This window comes from Streptomyces sp. CA2R106, from assembly GCF_037034245.1.
GTDB lineage: Bacteria > Actinomycetota > Actinomycetes > Streptomycetales > Streptomycetaceae > Actinacidiphila.
Genome location: NZ_JBAGKC010000034.1, coordinates 42,250 through 63,552, shown reverse-complemented (window position 1 = coordinate 63,552; position 21,303 = coordinate 42,250). Strand labels below are relative to the sequence as shown.

The 21,303-nt window shown below is 68.7% G+C and carries 23 protein-coding genes; 9 read left to right on the top strand and 14 right to left on the bottom strand.

Going from position 1 to position 21,303, the window contains the following annotated elements; all coding sequences use genetic code 11:
* Window positions 1-67 precede the first annotated feature (67 nt).
* The 9 genes from WA788_RS31370 to WA788_RS31330 form a co-directional block, all read right to left on the bottom strand.
* Window positions 68-664, bottom strand: coding sequence for a hypothetical protein (locus WA788_RS31370; protein WP_335983189.1), 597 nt, complete (start codon window positions 662-664; stop codon window positions 68-70).
* A complete protein-coding gene (locus WA788_RS31365) occupies window positions 664-2,154 on the bottom strand; it encodes a type IV secretory system conjugative DNA transfer family protein (protein ID WP_335983187.1) in 1,491 nt (496 codons plus the stop codon). Before WA788_RS31365 ends, WA788_RS31370 begins: the two co-directional genes overlap by 1 nt.
* Window positions 2,141-2,404, bottom strand: coding sequence for a hypothetical protein (locus tag WA788_RS31360; protein WP_335983186.1), 264 nt, complete (start codon window positions 2,402-2,404; stop codon window positions 2,141-2,143). The genes WA788_RS31365 and WA788_RS31360 overlap by 14 nt, the downstream gene beginning before the upstream one ends.
* A 2-nt stretch (window positions 2,405-2,406) precedes the next feature.
* On the bottom strand, window positions 2,407-3,945 hold the full coding sequence (locus WA788_RS31355; protein ID WP_335983185.1) for a hypothetical protein: 1,539 nt from the start codon (window positions 3,943-3,945) through the stop codon (window positions 2,407-2,409).
* Entirely contained in the window at window positions 3,942-5,435 is a 1,494-nt protein-coding gene (locus tag WA788_RS31350; RefSeq protein ID WP_335983183.1) for an SCO6880 family protein, read from the bottom strand. The genes WA788_RS31355 and WA788_RS31350 overlap by 4 nt, the downstream gene beginning before the upstream one ends.
* A gap of 1 nt (window position 5,436) precedes the next feature.
* Window positions 5,437-6,966 carry a hypothetical protein gene (locus tag WA788_RS31345; protein WP_335983181.1) on the bottom strand — a complete coding sequence of 510 codons (1,530 nt, stop codon included), beginning with the start codon at window positions 6,964-6,966 and terminating at the stop codon, window positions 5,437-5,439.
* A gap of 62 nt (window positions 6,967-7,028) precedes the next feature.
* Window positions 7,029-7,943: a hypothetical protein gene (locus WA788_RS31340; RefSeq protein ID WP_335983180.1), complete on the bottom strand. Its 915-nt coding sequence runs from the start codon at window positions 7,941-7,943 to the stop codon at window positions 7,029-7,031.
* Window positions 7,944-7,978: 35 nt separating this feature from the next.
* Window positions 7,979-8,308 (bottom strand): hypothetical protein, encoded by a 330-nt coding sequence (locus tag WA788_RS31335; protein WP_335983178.1) that lies wholly within the window; start codon window positions 8,306-8,308, stop codon window positions 7,979-7,981.
* Between the two features lie 34 nt (window positions 8,309-8,342).
* Complete coding sequence (locus tag WA788_RS31330) at window positions 8,343-9,761, bottom strand: hypothetical protein (RefSeq protein WP_335983176.1); 1,419 nt, start codon at window positions 9,759-9,761, stop codon at window positions 8,343-8,345.
* Window positions 9,762-9,959: 198 nt separating this feature from the next.
* On the opposite strand from WA788_RS31330, the gene WA788_RS36140 reads away from it, so the two are divergent.
* From WA788_RS36140 to WA788_RS31320, 3 genes are read left to right on the top strand one after another with little or no spacing between them, the layout of a single operon-like run.
* Complete coding sequence (locus WA788_RS36140; RefSeq protein ID WP_443034125.1) at window positions 9,960-10,454, top strand: helix-turn-helix domain-containing protein; 495 nt, start codon at window positions 9,960-9,962, stop codon at window positions 10,452-10,454.
* Window positions 10,451-11,458 (top strand): C40 family peptidase, encoded by a 1,008-nt coding sequence (locus WA788_RS31325; protein ID WP_335983173.1) that lies wholly within the window; start codon window positions 10,451-10,453, stop codon window positions 11,456-11,458. The genes WA788_RS36140 and WA788_RS31325 overlap by 4 nt, the downstream gene beginning before the upstream one ends.
* A complete protein-coding gene (locus WA788_RS31320) occupies window positions 11,455-12,087 on the top strand; it encodes a hypothetical protein (RefSeq protein ID WP_335983171.1) in 633 nt (210 codons plus the stop codon). The genes WA788_RS31325 and WA788_RS31320 overlap by 4 nt, the downstream gene beginning before the upstream one ends.
* 83 nt (window positions 12,088-12,170) lie before the next feature.
* On the opposite strand, the gene WA788_RS31315 is transcribed toward WA788_RS31320, so the two are convergent.
* The 3 genes from WA788_RS31315 to WA788_RS31305 are packed head-to-tail and all read right to left on the bottom strand — an operon-like array spanning window position 12,171 to window position 12,876.
* A complete protein-coding gene (locus WA788_RS31315; protein ID WP_335983168.1) occupies window positions 12,171-12,398 on the bottom strand; it encodes a hypothetical protein in 228 nt (75 codons plus the stop codon).
* 2 nt (window positions 12,399-12,400) lie between these two features.
* Window positions 12,401-12,679, bottom strand: coding sequence for a hypothetical protein (locus tag WA788_RS31310; RefSeq protein WP_335983165.1), 279 nt, complete (start codon window positions 12,677-12,679; stop codon window positions 12,401-12,403).
* Window positions 12,679-12,876 (bottom strand): hypothetical protein, encoded by a 198-nt coding sequence (locus WA788_RS31305; RefSeq protein ID WP_335983163.1) that lies wholly within the window; start codon window positions 12,874-12,876, stop codon window positions 12,679-12,681. Before WA788_RS31305 ends, WA788_RS31310 begins: the two co-directional genes overlap by 1 nt.
* A gap of 224 nt (window positions 12,877-13,100) precedes the next feature.
* On the opposite strand from WA788_RS31305, the gene WA788_RS31300 reads away from it, so the two are divergent.
* Window positions 13,101-13,913 carry a ParA family protein gene (locus tag WA788_RS31300; protein WP_335983161.1) on the top strand — a complete coding sequence of 271 codons (813 nt, stop codon included), beginning with the start codon at window positions 13,101-13,103 and terminating at the stop codon, window positions 13,911-13,913.
* A gap of 551 nt (window positions 13,914-14,464) precedes the next feature.
* The gene (locus WA788_RS31295; protein ID WP_335983159.1) at window positions 14,465-16,660 is read left to right on the top strand and encodes a hypothetical protein; all 2,196 of its coding nucleotides are present in this window, start codon (window positions 14,465-14,467) and stop codon (window positions 16,658-16,660) included.
* 184 nt (window positions 16,661-16,844) lie between these two features.
* Here WA788_RS31295 and WA788_RS31290 read toward each other — a convergent pair whose 3' ends face one another.
* Entirely contained in the window at window positions 16,845-17,066 is a 222-nt protein-coding gene (locus tag WA788_RS31290; protein ID WP_335983157.1) for a DUF397 domain-containing protein, read from the bottom strand.
* Window positions 17,066-17,896, bottom strand: coding sequence for a helix-turn-helix domain-containing protein (locus WA788_RS31285; RefSeq protein ID WP_335983155.1), 831 nt, complete (start codon window positions 17,894-17,896; stop codon window positions 17,066-17,068). The genes WA788_RS31290 and WA788_RS31285 overlap by 1 nt, the downstream gene beginning before the upstream one ends.
* Before the next feature lie 410 nt (window positions 17,897-18,306).
* On the opposite strand from WA788_RS31285, the gene WA788_RS31280 reads away from it, so the two are divergent.
* From WA788_RS31280 to WA788_RS31265, 4 genes are all read left to right on the top strand, one after another.
* Window positions 18,307-18,798 (top strand): ATP-binding protein, encoded by a 492-nt coding sequence (locus tag WA788_RS31280; RefSeq protein WP_335983153.1) that lies wholly within the window; start codon window positions 18,307-18,309, stop codon window positions 18,796-18,798.
* A 365-nt stretch (window positions 18,799-19,163) separates the two neighbouring features.
* Window positions 19,164-19,586 (top strand): hypothetical protein, encoded by a 423-nt coding sequence (locus WA788_RS31275; protein ID WP_335983151.1) that lies wholly within the window; start codon window positions 19,164-19,166, stop codon window positions 19,584-19,586.
* A 95-nt stretch (window positions 19,587-19,681) separates the two neighbouring features.
* Entirely contained in the window at window positions 19,682-20,227 is a 546-nt protein-coding gene (locus WA788_RS31270) for a hypothetical protein (protein WP_335983149.1), read from the top strand.
* Between the two features lie 139 nt (window positions 20,228-20,366).
* Window positions 20,367-21,245 carry an endonuclease/exonuclease/phosphatase family protein gene (locus tag WA788_RS31265; RefSeq protein WP_335983147.1) on the top strand — a complete coding sequence of 293 codons (879 nt, stop codon included), beginning with the start codon at window positions 20,367-20,369 and terminating at the stop codon, window positions 21,243-21,245.
* Window positions 21,246-21,303 lie beyond the last annotated feature (58 nt).

Sequence of the window (21,303 nt, the reverse complement as noted above, 5' to 3'; positions counted from 1 at the left end):
GCACCGGCCCGAAAACGCAACGGTGGCCCCTCCCGCAGGAGAGGCCACCGTCGAGGAAGTCGGGCCGTCAGCTCGCCGCTGGCGCGGCGGCCCGGCGCTTCATGATGACCTCGCGGACTGCGGTCGCAGCGTACTCGCCGGGGTGCTTGTGGTCCCCACGCCGACAGTCCCGGCCGGTCTCCCCCAGCGCCGAGACCATGCGCCGCTGGAAGTCCTCCCAATCGCTGTGCCACCGGCCGACGTATGCCGCGGTTGCCGTCGCGTACGCGTCGATCCGGCCGAAGGCCAGCGCTGCCAGGTCGAGGGCGAGCCCTTCGTGAAGCTGCCAGCACGCCGGAATGATCTGTTCTTCCTGCCAGCCGTACGCGTGGTTGTGCCACATCACCACGTCATCCAGCCAGCCCAGGACCGCCGCTTGGAGCTTCTCCCCCAGCTCCGGCAAGTTCCACGGCCGCGGCACCAGCCCGTCGAACACCACGCCGGTGTCCGGGTCGGCCAGCTCGCTGCTGTCGTCTTCGTTTTCGTCTTCGTCCTCGCTGGCGGATTCCTCCGCCGCGATGAGTTCGAGCTGCTGCGCGACCCGTTCCGGCAGCTCCGGCCACGGCCATAGCACCTCACGCGGCTCCAGGTCCTCCACGGGCTTCACCGACCACTTGTCTGCCATCACCGGCCACCCTTCCCCATGCGGACGCTGGCACCGCCGCGGCCGCGCTCAGCCCAGGTCGCCGCGTTGGCCTCCATGAACTTCCGTCGTTCCTCGCTCGCGCGGGCCCGGGCGGTGTCCGCCATCATCCGCACCTGTCGAATCTCGGCTTCAATCTCCGGCCAGTCCGCGGACTCCGACAGCTTCGGCAGCCGCGTCAGGACCGGGGGCAAGTTGCCGGCGAGCAACAGCGCTTCCCCCGCACCCGGCGAGTCCAGTTGGCCGATCTGGTGGGCTCGCAGGACCGGTTGCCAGTCCTCCGAAACCGACCGCGAGGGGCCCGATCCGCGTTGCCCGGATGACGACGACGTACGGTAGACGCGCACCAGGCCGCACCGCTTTTCGAGCTTGGCCAAGAACTCATCATCACCGACGCCGCCGAATACCAACGTGTTGTTCGTGAACGACGCCAGCTCATCCGCTGTCGCCTTGCCCCACCGAGCTTCGGCGGAGGCCCACCCCTGCACCAGGTAGATCACGCACAGACCACGACCACGGCCGTCCGCGACACGCTGCCGCAGGGACGGCAACGGCGTGTTCGGCGCCTCGTCCAACGCCGCCAGTAGCGGCGGGTCGAGCCGGCGGGCCGGCTTGCTGTAGGCCAGCTGCTCCGCCCGGTCCAGAATGTCTTCCGTCATGGCTGTGATCAGCGGTGACACCGACGAGTACGGAGAGTCCTTCCCCAAAAGGTAGATGGTGCCGCGCGAGTCCAACAACGACTCGATGTTGGTTGCCCGGTCCTCGCTCACGTCGATACTGTCGACCACCGGGGCGTGCGCAAAACACGCCAACGCGTTGGACAGGGTCGACCGGGTGTTGCCCACGGTTCGGTCATCACCAGTGACCGCGTCGGCGAGCCGATCAGCCCACCCCGGCCCGGCGCCGGGGTGGTGGTCGAGGATCGCCCGGGGGGCGGGGTCATCAAACCGCGACGCCCACCGCAGCACATCCCGCAGCCGGGCACCGTCGAGAGCTGCCGCGTGCAGCAGGCAGGCCAGCACCGTGGAGGCTTGGAGCCGGTAGAAGCCCGCAGCTTCGTCGCTCTGGTCTTTCTGCGTTCCGGTGCCAGCGACGAACGCGGAGGCCCGCATATCGGCCGTCACCGTGTCCTGAGCCCCGAAAATGGGGCTCCAGCGGACCGGCTCGATACCGGGGCAGACTCCCTGCGGATCGATGCTGACCACCGGGCCCCGGCGTGTGCGGGCCCCATAAGTCAGCTCGACCGTGTCGGGTTTGGTCGACGTGGCGATCACCGGGCCCGGCGCCTCGCGGATCACCTGCCCCAGGAAACGGAACGTTTTCCCCGAGCCCATGGGCCCGATGACCCGCAGGGACTGGTCGTACGGCGAGTACAGGCCGTCCGGCACGGCAGGCCGGTACGCCTGCCCGAGGTAGTATCCGAATTCCTCGGTCGCCAGCTCCCCGTCAGCGAACACCTCAGCGACCGCCACGGCGGATCAGCCCCTTTCGCTCACGCTTTCCAATTTCCCGCGGCCGCGGCAGGCCGGGCCTCACCTGGGCCCCAGCTGCCCGCACCGCCTGATCTGACAGCCGCTCGCGGATCTGCTGCGGGGTGGCGAATCCGCCCGCCGGATCGTCCGCCGGCCGCGATCCCGCCCGCGGCGACTTGCTGAACGTCCCGCGCACGTAGCCCATGAGGCACACCACGAAGACCAGCAGTAGGAACACGACGATTCCCATACTCATACGCTCACCCCCTCCGGACCGGCTACCCGGCGCCCCGTCATCGCTTCGTCTGTATCTGTCATCCACACTTCCAGAGCCGTACGGATATGCCGCACGCGGCGAGGCGCTTCCGTCCCGATCCGGAGAATGTGGCAGCCCTTTGCCAGCGTGCCGAGTGTGTCGTACAGCCGCGAGGGCAACCGGAATTGCTCGACGGCCTCGCGTGCGTCGTCCCCACGCGACTGCTGGTAGATGTGGATCACGTCGGCCTCGCGCACCAGCGACATGGCGTCGCTGTCCGGCGGCACATCGGAGATGTGGTGAATGACCGTCACGAAGCTAAGACCGATGCCGCGGCCGCGCTTGGCCAGAGACCGCAGGATCGTGGCCACGCTGGTGGTGCCCGGCGACTGCAAGCGGGTGGTGTGGTACCCCTCTTCCAGGATGATGATTCGGCGGCCGGACCGGTGAGACCACACCGCCGTGAGGAAGGACGATACGAGCGCCATCACCAGGGCGAGTGCCGGCGATTCCTCCGGCAGGGCCGATGTGTCGAAGACCAACAGCGGCGCGTCAAGGTCGAGATCCGCGCTTGTCTCGCGGTCGATCAGGCCGGACAGGTCGCCGTCGATGAACCGTTCCAGGTCCATGGCGAGCTCCAGGCCCCATTCCGTCACCCGGTCCGTGGTGACATTTCCCCGGTCCGCGAGGTGCGGCCGGGGCACCGCAGAGGGTGCCGGGGCGTACAGCGCGTCTACCACATCGTGAAGCGTCGCCACCCGGTCGGTTTCCGAGGCCCGCGCCAGCGCCGCCCGGTGTGCGACCCGCAGCGCGTAGTGTTCGTTGCTCGACAGTCGGCCGTGCGCGTGCTCGGCGACCATCAACAGCAGCCGGTCTTGGCCGACTCTTTCGTCTCCGGAGTCGTCCAGAGAGGTGGCCGAGATCCGCGGGTCCAACAGGTTGATAGTGGTCCCGCCCGAGCGCGCGAAGCGGATAACCGGCGCCCTACAGACCTCCGCGGCGCGTACGTACTCGCCCCGACCCTGCTGGTCTTTCCGGTCGAAAACCGCCACCTGAGTGCCCAGTGCGACGGGTCGCACGCAGTATTGCGTCTTGACGAGCGAGGACTTACCCGACGAGATATCGCCCAGGACCACGACGTTCGGCGACGTAATACGCTTTTGGTCGTACAACTCATGGGGGTCGGTGGACACCGGCTGTCCGGTGTCCATGTCAATGCCGGTGATCGGCCCGGCAAGGGGCGGGTGCGTGCTGACGATCGCCGGATTGAGCGCACCTGCCTGCCGCGTTGACACGAAAATGGTTTCGTCCGACTCCTCGTAGGAGCCGAATTTCCGGCGCTTTTTCGGCGGCGATGGAGGCCAGTCCTCCCCCGCCGGCTCGTCCTCTGGTGCTTCCTTGGCCAGCTCGACGGTGCCCGGCAGCGGCGCCGCTTCCTCCGCATCCTGCCGCCGGTTCCTCCGCCACCGGCGACGCGGTTCCGGCCCCCCGTTCTGGGGCGGGACTGTGGTCGACTGCTCGGTTGGGATGCTCATGCCTTGATGCCCCTCGCCATCGGGAACGCGGTCAACAGCGCCCGGCCGTGCCGGTAGTCGGCCCAGCTCAGCCGGGTAACGCCGCCGTCCTCGGCCGCCGAGATGATCCGTCGGCGTGCCGCGGTGAGCATGTCGTGGTCCGGCGCCGAGACCATCACGCGGACCGTCGGGTAAGTTCCCGCGACGACCGGTTGCATCAGGTCGTGCAGCACACGGCGCGAGGCCGTCATGGACGCCTCAGTCTCACCGGTGCTCACCTGCCCCTTTTTCTTCGCGCCGCGGACAGTCGCGGTGTCGTACGTCAGGCCGATACGGGCGATATCGCGGGCCCGCATCTTCGGGACGAGCCGAAATTGTGCCTGCACGGTACGGATCGTGGCCGGGTTGACCCGGGTCACCAGGTGTTCCATCCACCGCGCATTGACCGCTTGCGCCGGCCAGGCGTCCCGCGGAATCTGCGCGACCGCGTGATACCAGGGACGCGCCGCCCCCTCGATCCGCGCGTGATCCTTCGCGTTCCACCGGACGTAGTTCCACCCGTCCGCCACCGTGTCGATGCCGTCGAGCGCTTCCAGGTCCCTGTCCGGATCGTGCAGGTGGCGGATCAGCGCACCCAGCCGACGGGGCCCGAGCACCGACCGCAAGGTGTAGCCGGCCGCGTCCACCCGCCGGATCACCTCCCCGATCACGTCAAAGGTCTCTTCACAGACCCGTTCCAAGTCCGTGGGCCCGGAGATCGAGGCGGTGAGGTGCGCGAGCGGAATGCGCACGGTGCAGAAGCTCCGGTATTCCTCCGTGTTCCCGGCCGCATAGCCGGCCAGCTCACGCATGGATCGTTGCAGCAGAGCCGGAGCCGAGGGCACCACCAGCTTGCCCATGTGCTCGCGGTACGCGGCCGGGTGAACCGGAAGGACCCGGGTGGCGACGTCGAGTTGGTCGACCGGGATTTCCGCCGAGGCCAGGCCGCCTAGCAACCGCTCGAACAGCAGCCCGGCCGTGTTGGTCGCGCGGACTGGTAGCAGGCCGTCCCCGGCGCCCTGGATCTCGAACGTGGCGGTCAGATGGCCCGTTGCCCAGGAACCGGACTTGTGGTTCTTGTGGTGAATGATCGCCATGGGCGCGTTCTCGAAGCCGGGCGGCGCGTAGGCCAGCGACCGGATCTCGCCCACCTCCGCCGGTAGGGCCTCGCCGGGCACGAACTCCGGGGCGCCGCCGTGGCGCCGCTGCGCCGTGACGAACGCGGCCCGGTCCCGCAGTGAGCCGGCCCACGACTCCCCGACTGCATCCCGGCGGCGCGACAACGTCCAGCCGCCCAGGCCCAGCAGGATGCCCCCCACCAGAACTACCACGGAGCGGGTAGCCAGCACTGCCAGCAGCCACACCACCGTGAACGCTCCGGCGCCGACAAGTTGCGTCGTACTCACACCGTTGAAAAGCGACCGGCGGCGCGTCTCGCCGCCCAGGACGTACGTCCTCTGCTCAGCTGCCATGTCACACCACCACTACAGCTTCGCTGGCGGTTGCTCCGCCAGCAGCACCAGGGCCGTCACCACCAGAAGGACCACCGGGGCCGACACCCAGACCCCCGGTACCACCCGGACCGATCTGCCCAGGTCCGGCACCATGCGACCCGCCATCGCTCGGATCATCATCGGGCCCCCCGTCCACCGATGGTGTCGCGTCGTCAACCTCGGGGCCACTGCTGCTCGTACCAGCCGACGAGCTGTCCGGCCCAGGGTCATCGGGCGAGCTGCTCGGGTCGAGGTCATCTCCGGCGCCGTGATCGGCTTCCTCGGAGTTGGCCGCCACGTCCGCGTCGTCTCCGTCGTCACCCATTCCGCCCGTTCCTCCGTCCTCTCCCTGCGGTCCAGCACCGCCGGTACCGCCACTCAGCGGCTTTTCGAAAACGCTTTCATAAACATCTCCTGTAGTGGGTTGAGGGGCCAACCCGCGGACGCTTGGGTCCATTTGCTCGGTGCCCGGGGCGACGACTCCAATCAGCCAGATCGCGACCAGTGGAAAAGCGTCAAGCATCACTAGGGCCACCAGAAGGTAAATCATCATGGTGACCGTCGAATTTGACCCCCCCTGTCCGTTGACATTGGCATTGAAGGCCGACCAAATCGTCCAGAAGAAAAAGAAGATGACATCGGGGAGGAACATCATTCCGCAAATGATTCCGATGACACGTTTGAGGACGTGACTCCAGGGCGGATACACCGCAGCGACTAGGGCGAGCGGTACGAGAAGGCCGCAGAGCATCATGCCCCAGTTGGATACAGCTACCTCGATGAGGAGCACTACGCCAGCTAGGAGAATGAACAGCATGAGCACGATGCACATCACCGTGCCGCCGAAATCCCCCCACCCGTCGCCCGCTTTCGTCTCCAGGGCGGTCAGCAGAGACCCGACAGCGCCGTTCGCCTCAACAGACGCCGACGTGGCGAAATCCTTTGTCAGCGCTGCGGCGAGCTGTTCCACCGCGTACATGAACGCGGGGGCGAAGGCGCAGGCCGGAACGACGAAGATCAAGCGCCAGCCGCTTTGCCGCAGCAGCTCAATACCGGAAACGCTCCCCTCTGGGCCGCCGATCCGAGCCGTGATGACCGGTAGGAGGAAAGCGAGGAGGACCAGGGCCAAGCCGAATGATACTGCATACTGAGCCTGCCACCACTTTTGATCAAAGGCCGGTTTTCCGAGCTCTTCGGCAGTGCTCTCGATGAACGTCAGCGTGAAAATCACCGCATGGCAAAGGCCCTGCGCCCACGTGTCGAGAAAGTTGCTGGGAGAAAGAGCGTCGACCGTCTTATACGCGCCTTCCGCTGTGTCGATGAGCTTTCCCACGCCGGGAATCTTCTTGGCACCCTTGACGAGGCCGTGGGCGCCGGAACACACAGCGCCGGGCAGAATGCCGCAGCCGCCTTCCGGGGCCGCGGTGGCCGGTTCAGCCGGCGCCATCATCAGAATGACCGTCACCGTGGCCACGACGGAGGCGAATAGCGCCCGCGGCCGCTCGCTCACCCATACCCACATCCACACGGCGAACCGCGACCATCTCGCCACCAAGCGGCGCCGCAGCGCGTTCACTGCGCGCCCCGCGTTTCCGCCGGATTGCTCTGGCTCGCGTCCCCGTACAGCGTCCAGCCGGACCCGTAGCTGGCGAGGATCTGGGCGCGCTCTGGGAACGTCGTCACCGCCTGCCCGGCGTCCTTAGGCGCCGGGGCCGTGTTGAAACCCCCGGAGGTGGTACCGGTCACCTGCCAGTCCCCGCCCTTCCAGGTGAGGGACACCTCCGCTACCACCCAGTTCGCCGAGAGGTTCCGTGCGGTGCCCGGGCCGATAGTCCCGGAAATGCAGACCTGCCACACGTCGACCTCGGCCGCGTCCGCCGTCGCGGACTGAATCCGGTATGCCCCGAGCTCCGGGTGACACAGCGAGGTGAACCGCTGGTCAGTGACCGGTTCGCCGGTCGTCGTGTTGATGAGCTGGCCCGCACTGTTGAGGTTGTTCTGTGCCTGATAGAGCTTGGCCGCATCCTCGGTGCCGGCCGGCACCTTGCCGAACACGGCCGTCATCCAGGCTGTGCGGTCCGCGACCGTCATGCGCTCCGCCTGGAAGCTCGCCGCCATGACTTGGGTTGCAGCGTCTACGGCGCCCGCCGTGGTGTGCGGGCAGCCCCAGGGCAGACCGGATACTCGCCGGATGCAATCACTGCCGGCCGCCGTCGCCAGACCCTGCGCCATGCCGCCGGTGTCGACCGACGCCGACGCCGACGCCGACGGCGAGGCCGAGGGCGACGGGCCGGCGTGACCCTTGCCGCCCTTGCCGTTCCCGTGCGTGACGAGGGCCGCCACCACCGCGGCGACCAGCCCGACGCCCACCGCAGCGAACAGCCGCGCGTCCTTACCGAACCGCTTCTTCCGCGGACCTCCCCGACCCGCGGACGGCCGCCGCGGCCCCGGGCCGGGCGACTGCTGCCAATCAACCTTGACACTCACGTTCGTACCCTCCCGTTCGGTGTGCTGAGCTCCGGCTAGCTAGCGATCAGCACGCCGTAAATCACCGGCACTGCCACGAGCCCGATGGTCGCGGCGGCCGCCTTGGTCACGTCCGTCTTCACGTCGTCAAGGTCATCGCCGTATCCGCCCTTGCGGGCTTTTGCCAGCCGGGCAATGCCCACCATCAGGTGATACGCGGTGTAGACGAAGCAGAGCGCCCACGCGAGGGCGAGGAACATTCCGATCTTGGACGAGAGAATGTCTTGGAACGGGCCGAACGAAGGGCTGACGCCGTCGAACGGGTTGAGGCCCGAGCCGCCCGACTTCTTGTCGTCGCCGGCTGCCAGGACGATCAGGTGGAGCACAGGAGTTCCCTTCTGACGAGGTATGGGGAGCAGGTCACAGCGCCGCGGCCATAGCCGCACAGGCGACCAGCCAGGCGCGTTCGGTGCGCGGTGAGATGCGGTCGTAATTGATCACGCCGCCGTCGACCAAGGCCGGCTCGAACGGAATCTCATAGACGCCGCGCGTCCTAGCGCCGAAGGCGTGCAGCATGGTCTGTCGTAGGGCCGGGTCGTAGGTTGAGGCCGGCTCGGACAGTACGGTGATCGTACGGGGCTTGAGGTTCCCGGGGCCGTATACGCCCTTTTCAAGGGCATCGAGCATCCACAGCGCGGACGATGCCGAATCCTGCCGGATCGTCGTGGTGACCACGATCAGGTCAGCGCTGTTGATCGAGGCCAGCCAGTTGCCGGCTCTCATGTTGTTGCCGGTGTCAATCAGGATCAGCCGGTAGAAGCGCTGGAACAGTCCGTGCAGCCGGCCCACGTCCCCATGGTCGATATGCCCGGTTACCTCCGGCCGCTCATCCGAGGCGAGCAGGTCGAAGTGTGCCGCTCCCTGAGACCGCAGGTAGAGGCCGAGATCCCCTATGCGGGCCGTCGCCGAGTCCTCAAAGGCGCCGAGGTTGTCGAGCAGTTCGCGGGCGGTGTTCATGTGCCGCCCCCGCATGCCGCGCTCGCCCAACGTCCCCCTCGTCTCGTTATTGTCCCAGGCCACCACTCCCCCGCCGCGGTGCACGCCGAAGGTGCGGGCCGCCATCAGAACCGAAGTCGTGGTTCCCGCACCCCCTTTGGGGTTCACGAACGTGATCGTTTTGGGCCCGGTGAAACCCGCCTGTACCTGCGCGAGAGCAGCCCGGTAGGCCGTCTCATCCTCGCTGGCCACCGGCGAGATCAGACCGCCCGTCATCCGCCGCACACGGCCACGCCAACCCCACGTTGCCGGTGACTGCGGAGCCGCCTGCCGCGTCTCCGCGGCGAACTGCTCGAACCCGTACGCCTCCGGAGGCTGTTCGCCGAAGCCGCCGGCCGGCGACGCGTCGACCGGCGCCCCCTGCGGGTACTGCGCGGCCGCCGGGTACTGCTGCCCGGGGTGCCCGGGCGCCTGCTGGTAGCCGTAGCCCGGCGCCCCGGCCCCGGGCCCGTACGCCCACTGCCCGGCGCTCCGCCCGTACGGCTGCTGCTGGTAGGCCGCTGGGGGCGGACCCTGCGGGCCCGGCGCCGGTGCACCGGCGGTCGGCGGGGCCGGAACAGCGGACTCGGGGACGACGCGTGTTGACGGATCGGGCGGAGGCTCGCCGACCGATGGCGGACCGGCTGCCGCCGACTCCGACCCGGCGGCCGTGCCCTCGCTGGTGTCGTTCGACGCCGACGGCACAGCCCGGATCACACGGGCGGGCACATCACCGCGGGAAGCGGCGTGGCTGGTAAATGCCGCCGCGGTCAACGGCTGCTCCTCGCTGCTGGATTGGCTCACGTGCTGTTCTCCTTGCTCAGCGCTGTGCCGAGGCGACCGCTTCGGAAGAATGCGCTTGTCATGAAAGATGAGACGTTATCTAGTAGATGGCCAGTTCGCACCGTACGACGGTTGGGGCGGCCTTGTCTGTGACTAAGAAAAAACCACTAGCTCTACTCCGCCATTGTAAGGCCGCTAAGTAGTCTCTACTATCCCATCATGGCAACTCCCGATGTGACAGCCGGTCAGGGCGCCATCCGGCACCATGGCCCCGTGACGAGAACGACGCTGGACACCTGGGACGCCACCCGCTTCAAGGAAGCCTGCCGTCAACGGGGGTGGACATTGCAGCAGATTTCGGTTAGATCTGGCATCCCGTATTCCGCGGTGCGGAGCTACTCATGGGGTGGTGCCAGCCCGACCCCGGCCCGACTCGTCCAACTCGCGCGAGCCCTCGCCGTGCCGACCATCCACCTCGCTCCGCTCAGCACCCGGCCGACCCTCCACGAGCTCCGTTGGCACGCCGGTCTGACGGTCAGTGAACTCGCTGCGGCTGTCGGGTACAGCCTCAGTCACACGTCGAGCGTGCTACACGGAGCCGTACCGATAACCGATCCGGCCCGGTGGGCACAGGCTCTCGGCCAGCCCCCCGGCACGGTCAAACGGGCCTGGACCGCAGCGAGGGACCGCCAGTTCAGAGACGAGACGACATGAAGAAGATCGCTGTCGCCGCGCTCGGCGGCGCCATACTCCTGCCCGCGTTCGCCTTGCTGGGCTTCACCGGCGGAGGCGACCAGGAGCCCGCAGGCGCCATCGTGGGCGAGCTCGACTTGTCCCAGATCTCCGCGCAATACCAACCGTGGATCACGAAGGCGTCCGCCACGTGCACGGCCGTCGGTGGTGCACTGCTGCCCGCGCAGATCGAGCAAGAATCAGGGTGGAACCCCAAGGCCCAGAGCAGCGCCGGTGCCAAGGGGTTGGCGCAGTTCATAGACGGCACCTGGAAGACGTGGGGGGTCGACGCCGACGGAGGCGGCGCCGACGTGTTCGACGCCCCCGACGCGATCATGACCATGGCCAAGTACGACTGTTGGTTGGCCAAAAAGGCACAGAAGCTCATCGACGCCCACCAGGCCGCCGGCGACGTGGTCACTCTGATGCTGGCCGGCTACAACGCCGGCCCGGACGCCGTCACCAAGTACGGCGGGGTTCCGCCGTACCCGGAGACCGAGCAGTACGTACGCACGATCCTCGCCTATGAGACGACCTACACCCAGAGCCCCGGTGATACCACCGGGGGCGCGTTCGGTGCCCGGGTCGTGGCCGCCGCGGTGAAACAGGAGGGCATCCCGTACTCGTGGGGCGGGGGCACGGTCGACGGCGCATCGTTCGGAATCGCTCAGGGTTCCGGGACGAAGGGGTTCGACTGCTCCGGACTCGTGCTGTACGCGGTGTACCAGGCGTCCGCCGGTAAGACGGTGCTTCCCCACAGCAGCGAGCAGCAGGCCACCATGGGCAAGGAGGTCAGCCGTGCGGACATGCAGCCCGGCGACGTGATCGCTTTCCAGCTCAAAACTGGAGATTACGACCACATCGGTATTTATATGGGCAATGATACGTTCGTGGAGGCCCCGAGAACCGGTGAAGTGATCAGGGAATCTAAATTGTCTGATCCGTACTATAAGACCCGGAGAATCGCTATTCGGAGGTTCGGTTGACCACCACCAACCGGGCAGCCCGCGCCGGCCTGGCCGCCGCGGCTGCCGTCGCCGCGTTGTCCCTCGCGCTCGCCGCGTGCGGCACCTCCCCGCCGAGCCCGGACGACCCAGCGAACCCCGGCAGTTCCGCCCCGCCGACGACGACTGAGCCGAACACCCCGGCCGAGGTGTACCCGACCGGGACGCCCGGCACCCCGCGGGGCAGCTCGCCCGCCCACTTCGACCAGCACGACGCGGACGGCGTCGCCCGGGCCACCCTCGCGGTGATGTACGCGAGCGACACCCGGATTGACACCGGCCCGCACGACGCGATCGTTCGCGCCACCCGGTACATGACCACGAAATACTCCGCCGAGCTCAAAGGCGCCCCGCCACACGCGGCGCCCGGCGCCCGGTGGCAGCAGTGGACGGACCACCACGCGTACACCACGGCGACGGTCACCGCGGCGGACGACGCCGGCCGGCCGGCCGACACCCCGACTGCCGCGTACCGGCAGTACACCGTGTCCGCCGTCGCCCACGGGGACGACGGATACACCAACACACAGCAGGTCGGAACGGCGTTCGTGGAACTCACCCGGGCCACCGCCGGCGACGTGTGGCGGGTGGCCGCCGTACAGATCCGATAGCCGCTCAAACGCGAGGAGGGGCCCGGTGGGGCCCCTCCCTGTGGCTGTAGCAGCCGATCGGCCGGTTCACGGCCCCTTTCTGGTCAGCGTCGCCGAGATGCTGCCTCGCTTATGGCGCGCACCCCGCGGACGACCACAGCCAGCGGCCAGAACACGAGGGCGATCAACCACACCGCCAGCAGCGCCGCCAACTCGCTGCGGCGCGGCGGCCGGGACGGGTCCGCCTGAACTTCCAACAGAGGATCACCGGGCAGGGTGCCGGCGGCCGAGTAGAACAGGAAGCCGACGGCCAGATACAGGATGAACACCACGGTCAGAACCCGCCCCCGCGCCCCATCGCCGCGGCAGCCGCCCAGCGGTCGACAAACACCACGTCATCCACCGGACCGCCATCCGGCCCGCGGCCGAGCAGGTTGAGACCCGCAGCAAGCGCCGTCACGTCGTCCGCTGGCGCCACCCTGGCCACCGTCGACCGACTCTCGCGCATCACCCGCAACCGGTCCTCATGGCCGGCCGCGGCCCGCTGATCGAGCGTACCGCCGATGAGCTGTGCCAGTAGTTCATCGTCCACCACTTCCAGGCCCTCGCGCATCAGCCCATCACCCCGACCGCCACGGCCAGCGCTTCCAGGTCATCAACCGGCTTCCACGGCGCCGGGATCACCGGCGGCCGCCCCGAGATCGAACCGACCGCGAACCGCACCGCCCCCGACGACGGATCTGCCGGCACCGTCCGCGCCGTCAGGGTTCGCCGACGGCCGTCCGCGGTCGTCTCCTCTACGCTGAACATTGATCCTCCAAACAGGATCGAGGCCCCCGGACGCTGGCAGTCCACTGCCGTCCGACGGGGCCGACCTTGAGGGGTCGGGCGTCCTACCGCCCGGCCCCTCTCTTGCCCGCACACTATAGTTGCTTTCTAGCGTGCTAGCTAGCAACCTAGAGCGCGAGCCCGCAAGGGAGTTAGAAAGCGCGCGAGCGCGCGAGGAAGCAAGCGAGAAAGCTAGGATGCGCGCCATGACGACTCAGAAGGAGCGGTCCACGGCCTACTCGGAGAGCGGCGGGGTCACCAAGACGACCACCGCTCTATCCCTCGCGGTCGTGTGTGCCGAGGAGAACCCCAGCGATGACGTGATCTTGGCCGACTGCGACCCCCGGGGAGCAACCACCAAGTGGACCGGAGCGACGCCCGTTAAGGAGGGTCTGCACATCGGCGCGATTCTCGGCAACGAGGACGTGGAGGGGTGGGCCGACGACCTCGCGGTGCACCTGGACCGGGCGGGCGGATGGCCGGCGAACCTCCGGGTCATCCCTAGCGCCCGCAGCGTGTCGAACCGCGAGAAGAACGCCGACGACCACGCCGACGTACGGCTGTTGCGATCCCTGGAGGGCGTTGACGCACACGTCTTCTTTGACGCCCCGAACCGCCAAGGGGGCATGATCATTCAAAACATCCTCACGGCGTCGCGGAAAGTGGTCTACGCCGCGAAGCCGAACGAGGACGGGCTAGACGGCGTGGATGGCGCCAAGGAGACGGTGCACAGGTTCCGTAACCACAAGCGCAGTCTTGGACTCCCGGATCACCTGGAGGAGGTGGGGATCGTACTCGGCTGTGCCTGGAGGGGCGCGGTATGGACCCGCGATGCTCTGCGGGCCGTCGAGGAGTTCGAGCGCACCTCGCCCGGGATGCTGCTCACGCCGTACGTGGAAGACAAGGTCATCGTGTCGGAGTCCCGGGCGGCCGGCGTTTGGTACGGCAAGTACCCCAAGGGGAAGTCAGTGGCCGACGCCTTTCGTAAGATCTATTTGGAGAGGGTTCGCGCAGTATGAGCGACGATCGACCAAACCCGCGGCCGCGCGGCGGGGGCGGACCAAGGCCAGCCCCGGACGAGAACCAAGACCCGATCGACCCGCCGGGCGGGCGCCCCACTCCTCCGCCCGAGCCGGCCCCGCCGCCTGCGGCCAAGACCCGGGTCCGGCGTGGTCCTCAAACCGCCGCGCAGCTCAACACGCGCGTTGACCCGATCTTGAACGACCTGGTTGCAGAAGTCAGTGATCAGCGCGGATGGACCAAACGCGACGTGGTCGAGCACGCCTTGAAGACGGCGTACGAGGCCGAGTACCACGCGCTTTCGAGCGAGAGTGCTAGCTAGCACTCTCGCTCGAAAGCGCGCTTGGTTGCTCGCTAGAGCCCTAGCGAGCGTCCTAGCTTCCTCTCGCGTTCCAGACACGAAGCGGCCCCGGACCGCCTACCAAGCCAAATCCGGGGCCACCTGCACAAGGAGACGAGTCCCCATGTACGACAACGTTACGGCCTCCCGAGGTACCCGACGCACCAACTTGCGTGTAAATGGCCTGATCGGCACACCGGGAGGTGACCGGTGACTACCGTCCTCCACCACATCACCCAGGCGCCCCCGTGGGCCCTTGCGCTGGGTGCCGCCGCTGTGTTCGTCACCGGCGCCGTACTCGTGTACCTCACGGTCCACCAGGCGGCCGCTGCACTGTGGCGAGCCCGGGCCCGTGCCCGTGCCGGCCGGCGCCAGGTCGAGCGCGAGACCGGCCGCGCGGTGCGGTCGACGCTCGCCGACGCCGGCCCGCTCGCGATGCTGGGCGCGTGCGGCATGGCCGTGTCCCTGTACGGGCTGTGGGGCTTTGCCCGCGACACGGCCGAACTTCCCTTGCCCCTGCGGATCGCCTTTTGCGCGATCTTCGACGTGGCCGAGCTGGTTTGCTTCGTGTCGCTCTACCGGGCGGCCCTTGAATCGAAGGTGTGGACGCCGTCGATGCGGCGTACACGCCGGATGGCATGGACCCTGGTTGCCGCGTCCGCCGCGATGAACGCTGCGCACGCCCCGGGTGGGCGGATCTCCATGGTGGTGCTCGCCGCGGTACCGGTCGTTTCGGCGCGGTTGGTCGAACACGGCCTTGACCAGAAGTTGGAAGCCAACGCCGGCGACGAGGAGGCCGAGGCCAAGCCGGGCCCGGTCCGTCTCGTGCAACTGGGTTGGTTGCACGGGTGGGCGCGGATTTTCGCCGCGTTCGGGTTGGACGCTGGCAGTGTGGATGGCCAGGTACCAGCCGAGGCCCGCATCCGCAGGGCCGCGGGTCTGGTCTACGAGCTGGGGCAGGCGCTCGACCGGTGCGACGAGCTCGCCCAGGACCCGAAGACGAAGCGCCGCGAGCGCGGGCAGGCTGTCGAGCGCGTCGAGCAGCTTCGGGCCCGGGCACAGTCCGCCATCGACTCGGCCGGTGTCGCCACGGACACTGCGGCCGCCCTCACGATGGCGCGGTACCTGGTGGCCCGCGGCCGCGTCGGCGACCTCGCCCGCATGGACGTGACCAACCCCATGGGAGTGCTGACGCTGTTGGAGGACTTGGCGATCACGCCGAGCGCGGATGCGATCAAGGCGGGGGCGCGGGCCACGGTTGCGGAGAAGTCGGCTCAGGCTGCGGAGGACGCGCGGCGCGAAGCGGAGGACGCGCGGCAGGAGGCAGTGCGCGCGGCGGAGGAGGCGCGGGCCCGCGCGGCAGCCGAGACGAGGGCCGCGGAGGAGCGGGCCGCCGTTGCGGAGATCGCGCGGCGCGAAGCCGAGGAGGCGCGGGGGCGTGCGGTTGCGGAAACGGAGGCCGCGGAGGAGCGAGCCGCCGCCGCGGACCGTGCGGCTCAGGCTGCGGAGGACGCGCGGCGCGAAGCGGAGGACGCGCGGGACGCTGCGGACCGTGCGGCCCGTACGCTGCGTGAGGATGCGGGAGCGAGCACGGAGGCGCTGGACGCCGCCGAGCGAGCCGTACGAGAGGCGGAGACGGCTCGACAGCAGGCAGCCGACGAGGCCCGCCGCCGCGTCGAGGAGGCCCGCGCCGCGTCGCTCGCACAGCGGGGCGCCGAGGACGCACGTCGGCGAGCCGAGCAGCGCGCGGAGGAGGCCGCGGGGCAGCTCCGGCAGCTCCAGGACGCGGCTGCCGCTGTAGCTGCCGAGCACCGGCGCCAGGCCACCGAGCTCGACCAGCTCAGAGCCGCGAGGCAGGCCGCAGAGGAGCAGGCCGCCGAAGCCGCTACGCGGGCCCAGGAGGAGCGCGCGGCAGCCCGTCAGGCCGCCGAGGACCGACGCGCCGCAGAGACGGCACTGACGGCCGCTCAGGCCCAGATCCTCGCGCTGATGACTGGCGAGGTCGAGCCGCACACGGGTGACGAGTGGAAGTCGCCGGAAAAGGCAGCCGGTTGGGAGCTGTACCGGCGCACGGTGCGCGAGAGCGGGTCGGAGCCGAGCGCCACCGAACTGCACCAGGCGACCGGCGAGGCGGTACACATCGGCACCGTCCGTAGCTGGATCGGGGATTTCCGCCAGCGCCTCGCCGGCGAGGCAGTCGAGGCGTCGCAGCCGCTCCGCGCGGCCCGCGCCGACGCCGAACCGGACGCCGCAGCGTCCTCGCCGAGTTCCGCGCCGTCCGCAGCCATCCCCGCACCACTCCGCAGGCTGACGGCCGCAGACGCGCGCCCCCCGCACACAGCGGCGGAGACGATGGGCACCGCCCCGCAGGCCCGCAGGGACGAAGGCGTACGCGTCCCCGCGTAGCAGCCCGAGCCCCGCGCACCCCGCACTGCGTGCGCGCTTTCGAGCGAGAGCGCTAGCTAGCTCTCTCGCTCGAAAGTACCCAAAGCAGAGGGCCGGCCCCGAACGGGGCCGGCCCTCTGCTTTGGATGACACACCCGCCTCTCACATCGGCGATACACCGTTGAGCCACGGGACGTGGTGCGCCTTAGGGGGTTCGCGGCGTGAACTCCCCCTTCTGTACGCCGTCGATGAAGCACGCCCAGACGTGCCGGCTGACGACAAACGGGGGGTTGTCGAGGTTCTCGTTATCGCGCAGCGCGATCTGTCCATCCGGCAGAAACGCGGCTTCGAGGCAGCCGCCGTTGCCGCCGGAGGCTGTCGCCTTGAACCACTCCGCGTTAGCGAGGTGGGTGCTGGTGCTGTCCATCACATCTCCTTTGCGACGCTCTTGAGGAACGCCGTGGTGTCATCCACTGGGAGCGCCATGGCCCCCAGCGTTTGGTACATGCCCGTGAACGTCCGTACATCGGGCCGTTTTTCGAGGTAGAGGTTTCCTGCGGTCGTCTCCAGGTAGACCACGGGCTGGTCCTCAGCGAACTCCAAAATGGCGAGCGAGCCCCCAAGGCCCGGATGCGCCCCCTTGGAGGTGGGGAGGATCTGGAGATGCACATTCGCCTGCTCGGACATCTCGATCAGGTGCGTGACCTGGGCGTGCATGGTGCCGCGGCCGCCGATCGGGCGCCTGACCACGCCCTCGTCCAGGACCACCCACAGCTCCAACGGGTCATCGACGCGGGTCAGGGACTCCTGCCGGCGCTCCCTGACCTCCACCAGGTCGGCGACATCTCCGGGCCGGTGACTACCCCACCCCGACAGGACCGCGCGGGCGTAGTCGGCGGTCTGTAGCAGGCCATGGACCAGCAGCGGTTCCCACGCCCGTTCGGCCTGCGCGTCCGACTCCAGCCCCACCAGCACTTTGAGCCCGCTGGGCATGACGTCGCTGTATGCCTCCCACCATCCGATTTTCTGGCTGGTGGTCAGCATGTCGAGCAGCATCGCGATCTGACCATCGCTGATCTGGAACAACTCGCCCAGGCGCCGGATGTCGTCCGCTTTGAGGGCCGCACTGGGGTGAGCGGATTCGAGGCGGCTGATCCGGGTCGCCGAGCATCCCAGGTGCCGGGCGACGTCCTCGGCCTTCAGGCCAGCGGACACCCTGAGCCGCCGCAACTCCGCTCCGAGGTTCCGGCGGTTCACCGTAGGTCCGGTGGGTCGTGGTGTCACGCGCCGTCGCCCTCCTCTCCGCGCCGCCCGCGGCTGCGCACTTGCTGCCTGCCAGTCTGCCGCATCGCGCGGACGTGCTGCACACATGGACGCCCCAATCTGGCCGTGAGACTGACTGCCGAGCGAACGCATATTTATTGCGCCGCACTTGCGCTACAAGTGCGCTAGGGGTCATTCTAGTGCCCATTCGATACTCGGCGTAGCGGGGCAGTCATCAGTAGGTGATCGGCAGCCGCCTGAGCGGGTGGAGTGCACATGTCGTTAGCGCTGGCGTTGGGCTCCGCGCCCGCGTGTGCCGTTCCGGCATTGCCCGCTTCCCCTGTACCCGACATCTGACCCGCGCTAGGCGCGGCCACGCAGGTTGCGCACTGAGGAGGCCGGCAATGCGAGCACTGCCCGCCGGACGGATTCGCCCACAGCCCCACCCCTGTGCCCCCGTGCCCCGTGGACAGGGTCACCCCGCACTGGCGGCCGCCTCCGCCAGATTGGAGGCCGCACGGACGCCGGAGGCCGCGGCCCTCGTACGCGGCGAGATGCGGCTCGTGCTGGCCGAGTGGGGGGTGCACGATGCCGCGCGCGAGGACCTGTCCCTGATCGCGACGGAGCTGGTGACGAACGCTGTGCAGCACGGCACCGCGGGACGAATCCGCGTGTGCCTGGACCTGCGGTCGACCATCTTCGTGGTGACAGTGGCGGATCAAACGCCCTACATGCCGCTGCCCAGAGCGGTGGCTGCTGGTGAGGACTCCGAACGTGGCCGCGGTCTGTTCTTGGTGGAGGCGCTGGCCGAAGACTGGGGGCACGGACCGATGGAAGACCCCGCCGCGTGCGGTACGGCGGTGTGGGCCCGTTACCTGCTGGCACCGCTCCGGTGACGCCCCAACAGCTGCTCAGCGGCTATACGTGGCGGTCGGGCGCCTGCTGGCGGTGCGAGTGGACAGCGCTGGTCGCCGAGGTCGGCGAGTGGTGCAGCCCCACGGAATCCCTGCCGCTGACGGCGTGCGCCCTGTGCGTGGTGCGGATGGACCAACTGGCGGCCGCTGCACGTGACAGAGCGGCCCGCCGCAAGGGCAGCATCGCGCGCTCACTTCCACCGACGTCGTGGCCTGAGCACCACGAAGCCGGCCTGCGGGCGTGGCTCGACGCGCTGATGGAACCCGTTCTCGGGCACGACGGCACGGCCACGGGCGTCTACGTCGTCCGTGGATCACAACAGGTCACGACACAGAGAGCATGCTGAATGACTGACGAGGTCCTCTATCCCGGGCTGTCCATCACCGCCGCGGAAGCCAGCCGGCCGCTCGTCGACGGGCCGCTGCGCGAGGAGGTGATACGCCGGGCAATCGAGCTGGGCGCCGACCTGACGGGCGTGCCGCTGGACCTGACGATCAGGCAGGCCACGGTACTGATCCAGCACTGGACGACGGCATCGGAGCAGGCCGAGGCGGAACAGCTCGTACACGACCTGTGGGGAGCCGTCACCGTGCGCTCTCGTCTGCGTCCGCCGGTCGGTGCCCCGGCTGCGGCCGTCACGGCGGGCAGCGCGGTGCGATCGCGGGAACTTCTCGATGCGTTGATCGAATTTCGGGTCTGCCTACTGCTACTGCTCACGCAGGCATCCCACCGTGCGGACGCCGCAGCCGCGACGCTGGTGCACGCATGACGCGCGGGGGCACCTTCGGGGTGGTGCCAGTGATCACGGCATGGAGCGGGGAACTGCGCCGAGCCCGAGAGGTGGAGCTCCACCCGCTCCTAGGCGTGCGGTTCGCCGATGAGACCCCGGCCGACCGGCTCGGGAGGGTTCTGTGGGCCTCGCACCACGAGGCCCCCGGCAAGGGACACCCGCAGTTTGCCGTCATTCATCCGCAGCGCCAGCGCGCCGCGATGCAGGGGCTGCTCTGCCAGGTCTGCGGGCGAGTGCCGCCCGCCGACGAGCGGGGGCCCCTCTGGCTGATCCGCGAGGAATTCGACGCATGGGAGGGATGGCCGGAGGGCGCCATTACCACGCACCCGCCGGTATGCCCCCCGTGCGCACACCTCGCGCGGCACCACTGCCCCGAGGTGGGCGGTGCCGCTTACACCGCGGTCCGCTCGGCGGCCTCATCCGTCGCCGGCGTGCACGGCACCGTGTACGTGCCGGACAGGACCGGCGCCGTGATGCTGCCGACCAAGGCATTCGTCCAGGTCGGCGACCCTCACATGCGGTGGGTCGTAGCCGGCCAGCTGGGACGGTCACTGCACCGCACCACTGTGGTCGACCTTGACGCCGAAATCGCCGCGACGATCACAGCTCCGGCCCCATAGACGGCGCCCCTCAAGTTCCCGGCCCGTCAAACCCCTGCGGACGGCCCGGGAGGGCCGCCTCCCCCTTTCTCCTCTCCCCCGCGGAGAAGGGGGAGGCGGCAGCCTCCACGACCACGACAGACAACACCACGAATCGGAGATGAGCATGCCCTTAATGCGTGCGGTGTCCTGGAATGTCAAAGACAACGGGCGGACCGGCGCGATCCGCCAAGCCGCATGGGACCAACTAGCCGATATCAAGCCGAACATCGTTTTTCGCCAGGAATTGCCGGGGGCTCATCTCGGCGGGTATCGGGGACTGCACGCCGCAGCCAACTTCCTTGGCCTGAGGGCGTTCATGTGCCTCCCGCAGCCGGCTCGTGGTCAGCGTCCCGTCGGGGTGATGGTAGACCCGGACCTTTTCGAGGTACTGGCCGATGAGGAGCACGGCCAGGGCTGGAAACCCGTGTGCGTGGTGACGGTGCGATTGCTCGGCACGGAACGCGTCCTGCGGCTCGTGTCCGGGCACCTGTGCCACAACGACCCGCTCACCCGGGCCACCGAGACGCGCGGAATCACCGACCTGGCAGATCACGGCCAGTCAGTGCTTGTCGGGATGGACGCCAACAGCTACCCCACGCCGAGCCCTCGCGAGCCGCTGCCCGACCTACAGGTGATCGCGGACTCCGTTCACTTCGAACACCGCACCATCGAGCGGGGCGGGCGGCGGGTCCCGGACACCGTGCCGGACGAGATCCTGACCGGCACGCACTTCCCCGGCCCCGGCCGGTTCGTCGATTTGGCCCGGCGCGCCGCCGATGACCTCGGCCAACCGAACGCGCTGACGCCTACTGCCAGCCTCACCCGCCGCGACCAGGGGCCGCCGCAACGTATCGACCGCATGTACGGCACTCCTGACGTGGCATCGGCACTGGTCAGCGTGAGGGTGGATACCGGACCCGAGGTGAGCTCGGTGACTGATCACGCTCGGTTGGTCGCAGACTTCGACCTCGACATCTTGAGCCGACCCGTCGCCTGATCACCCCTCCGAGCCGTGGCCCGGAGAGATGACTCCCCGTTCCGCTGCCGGCCATGAG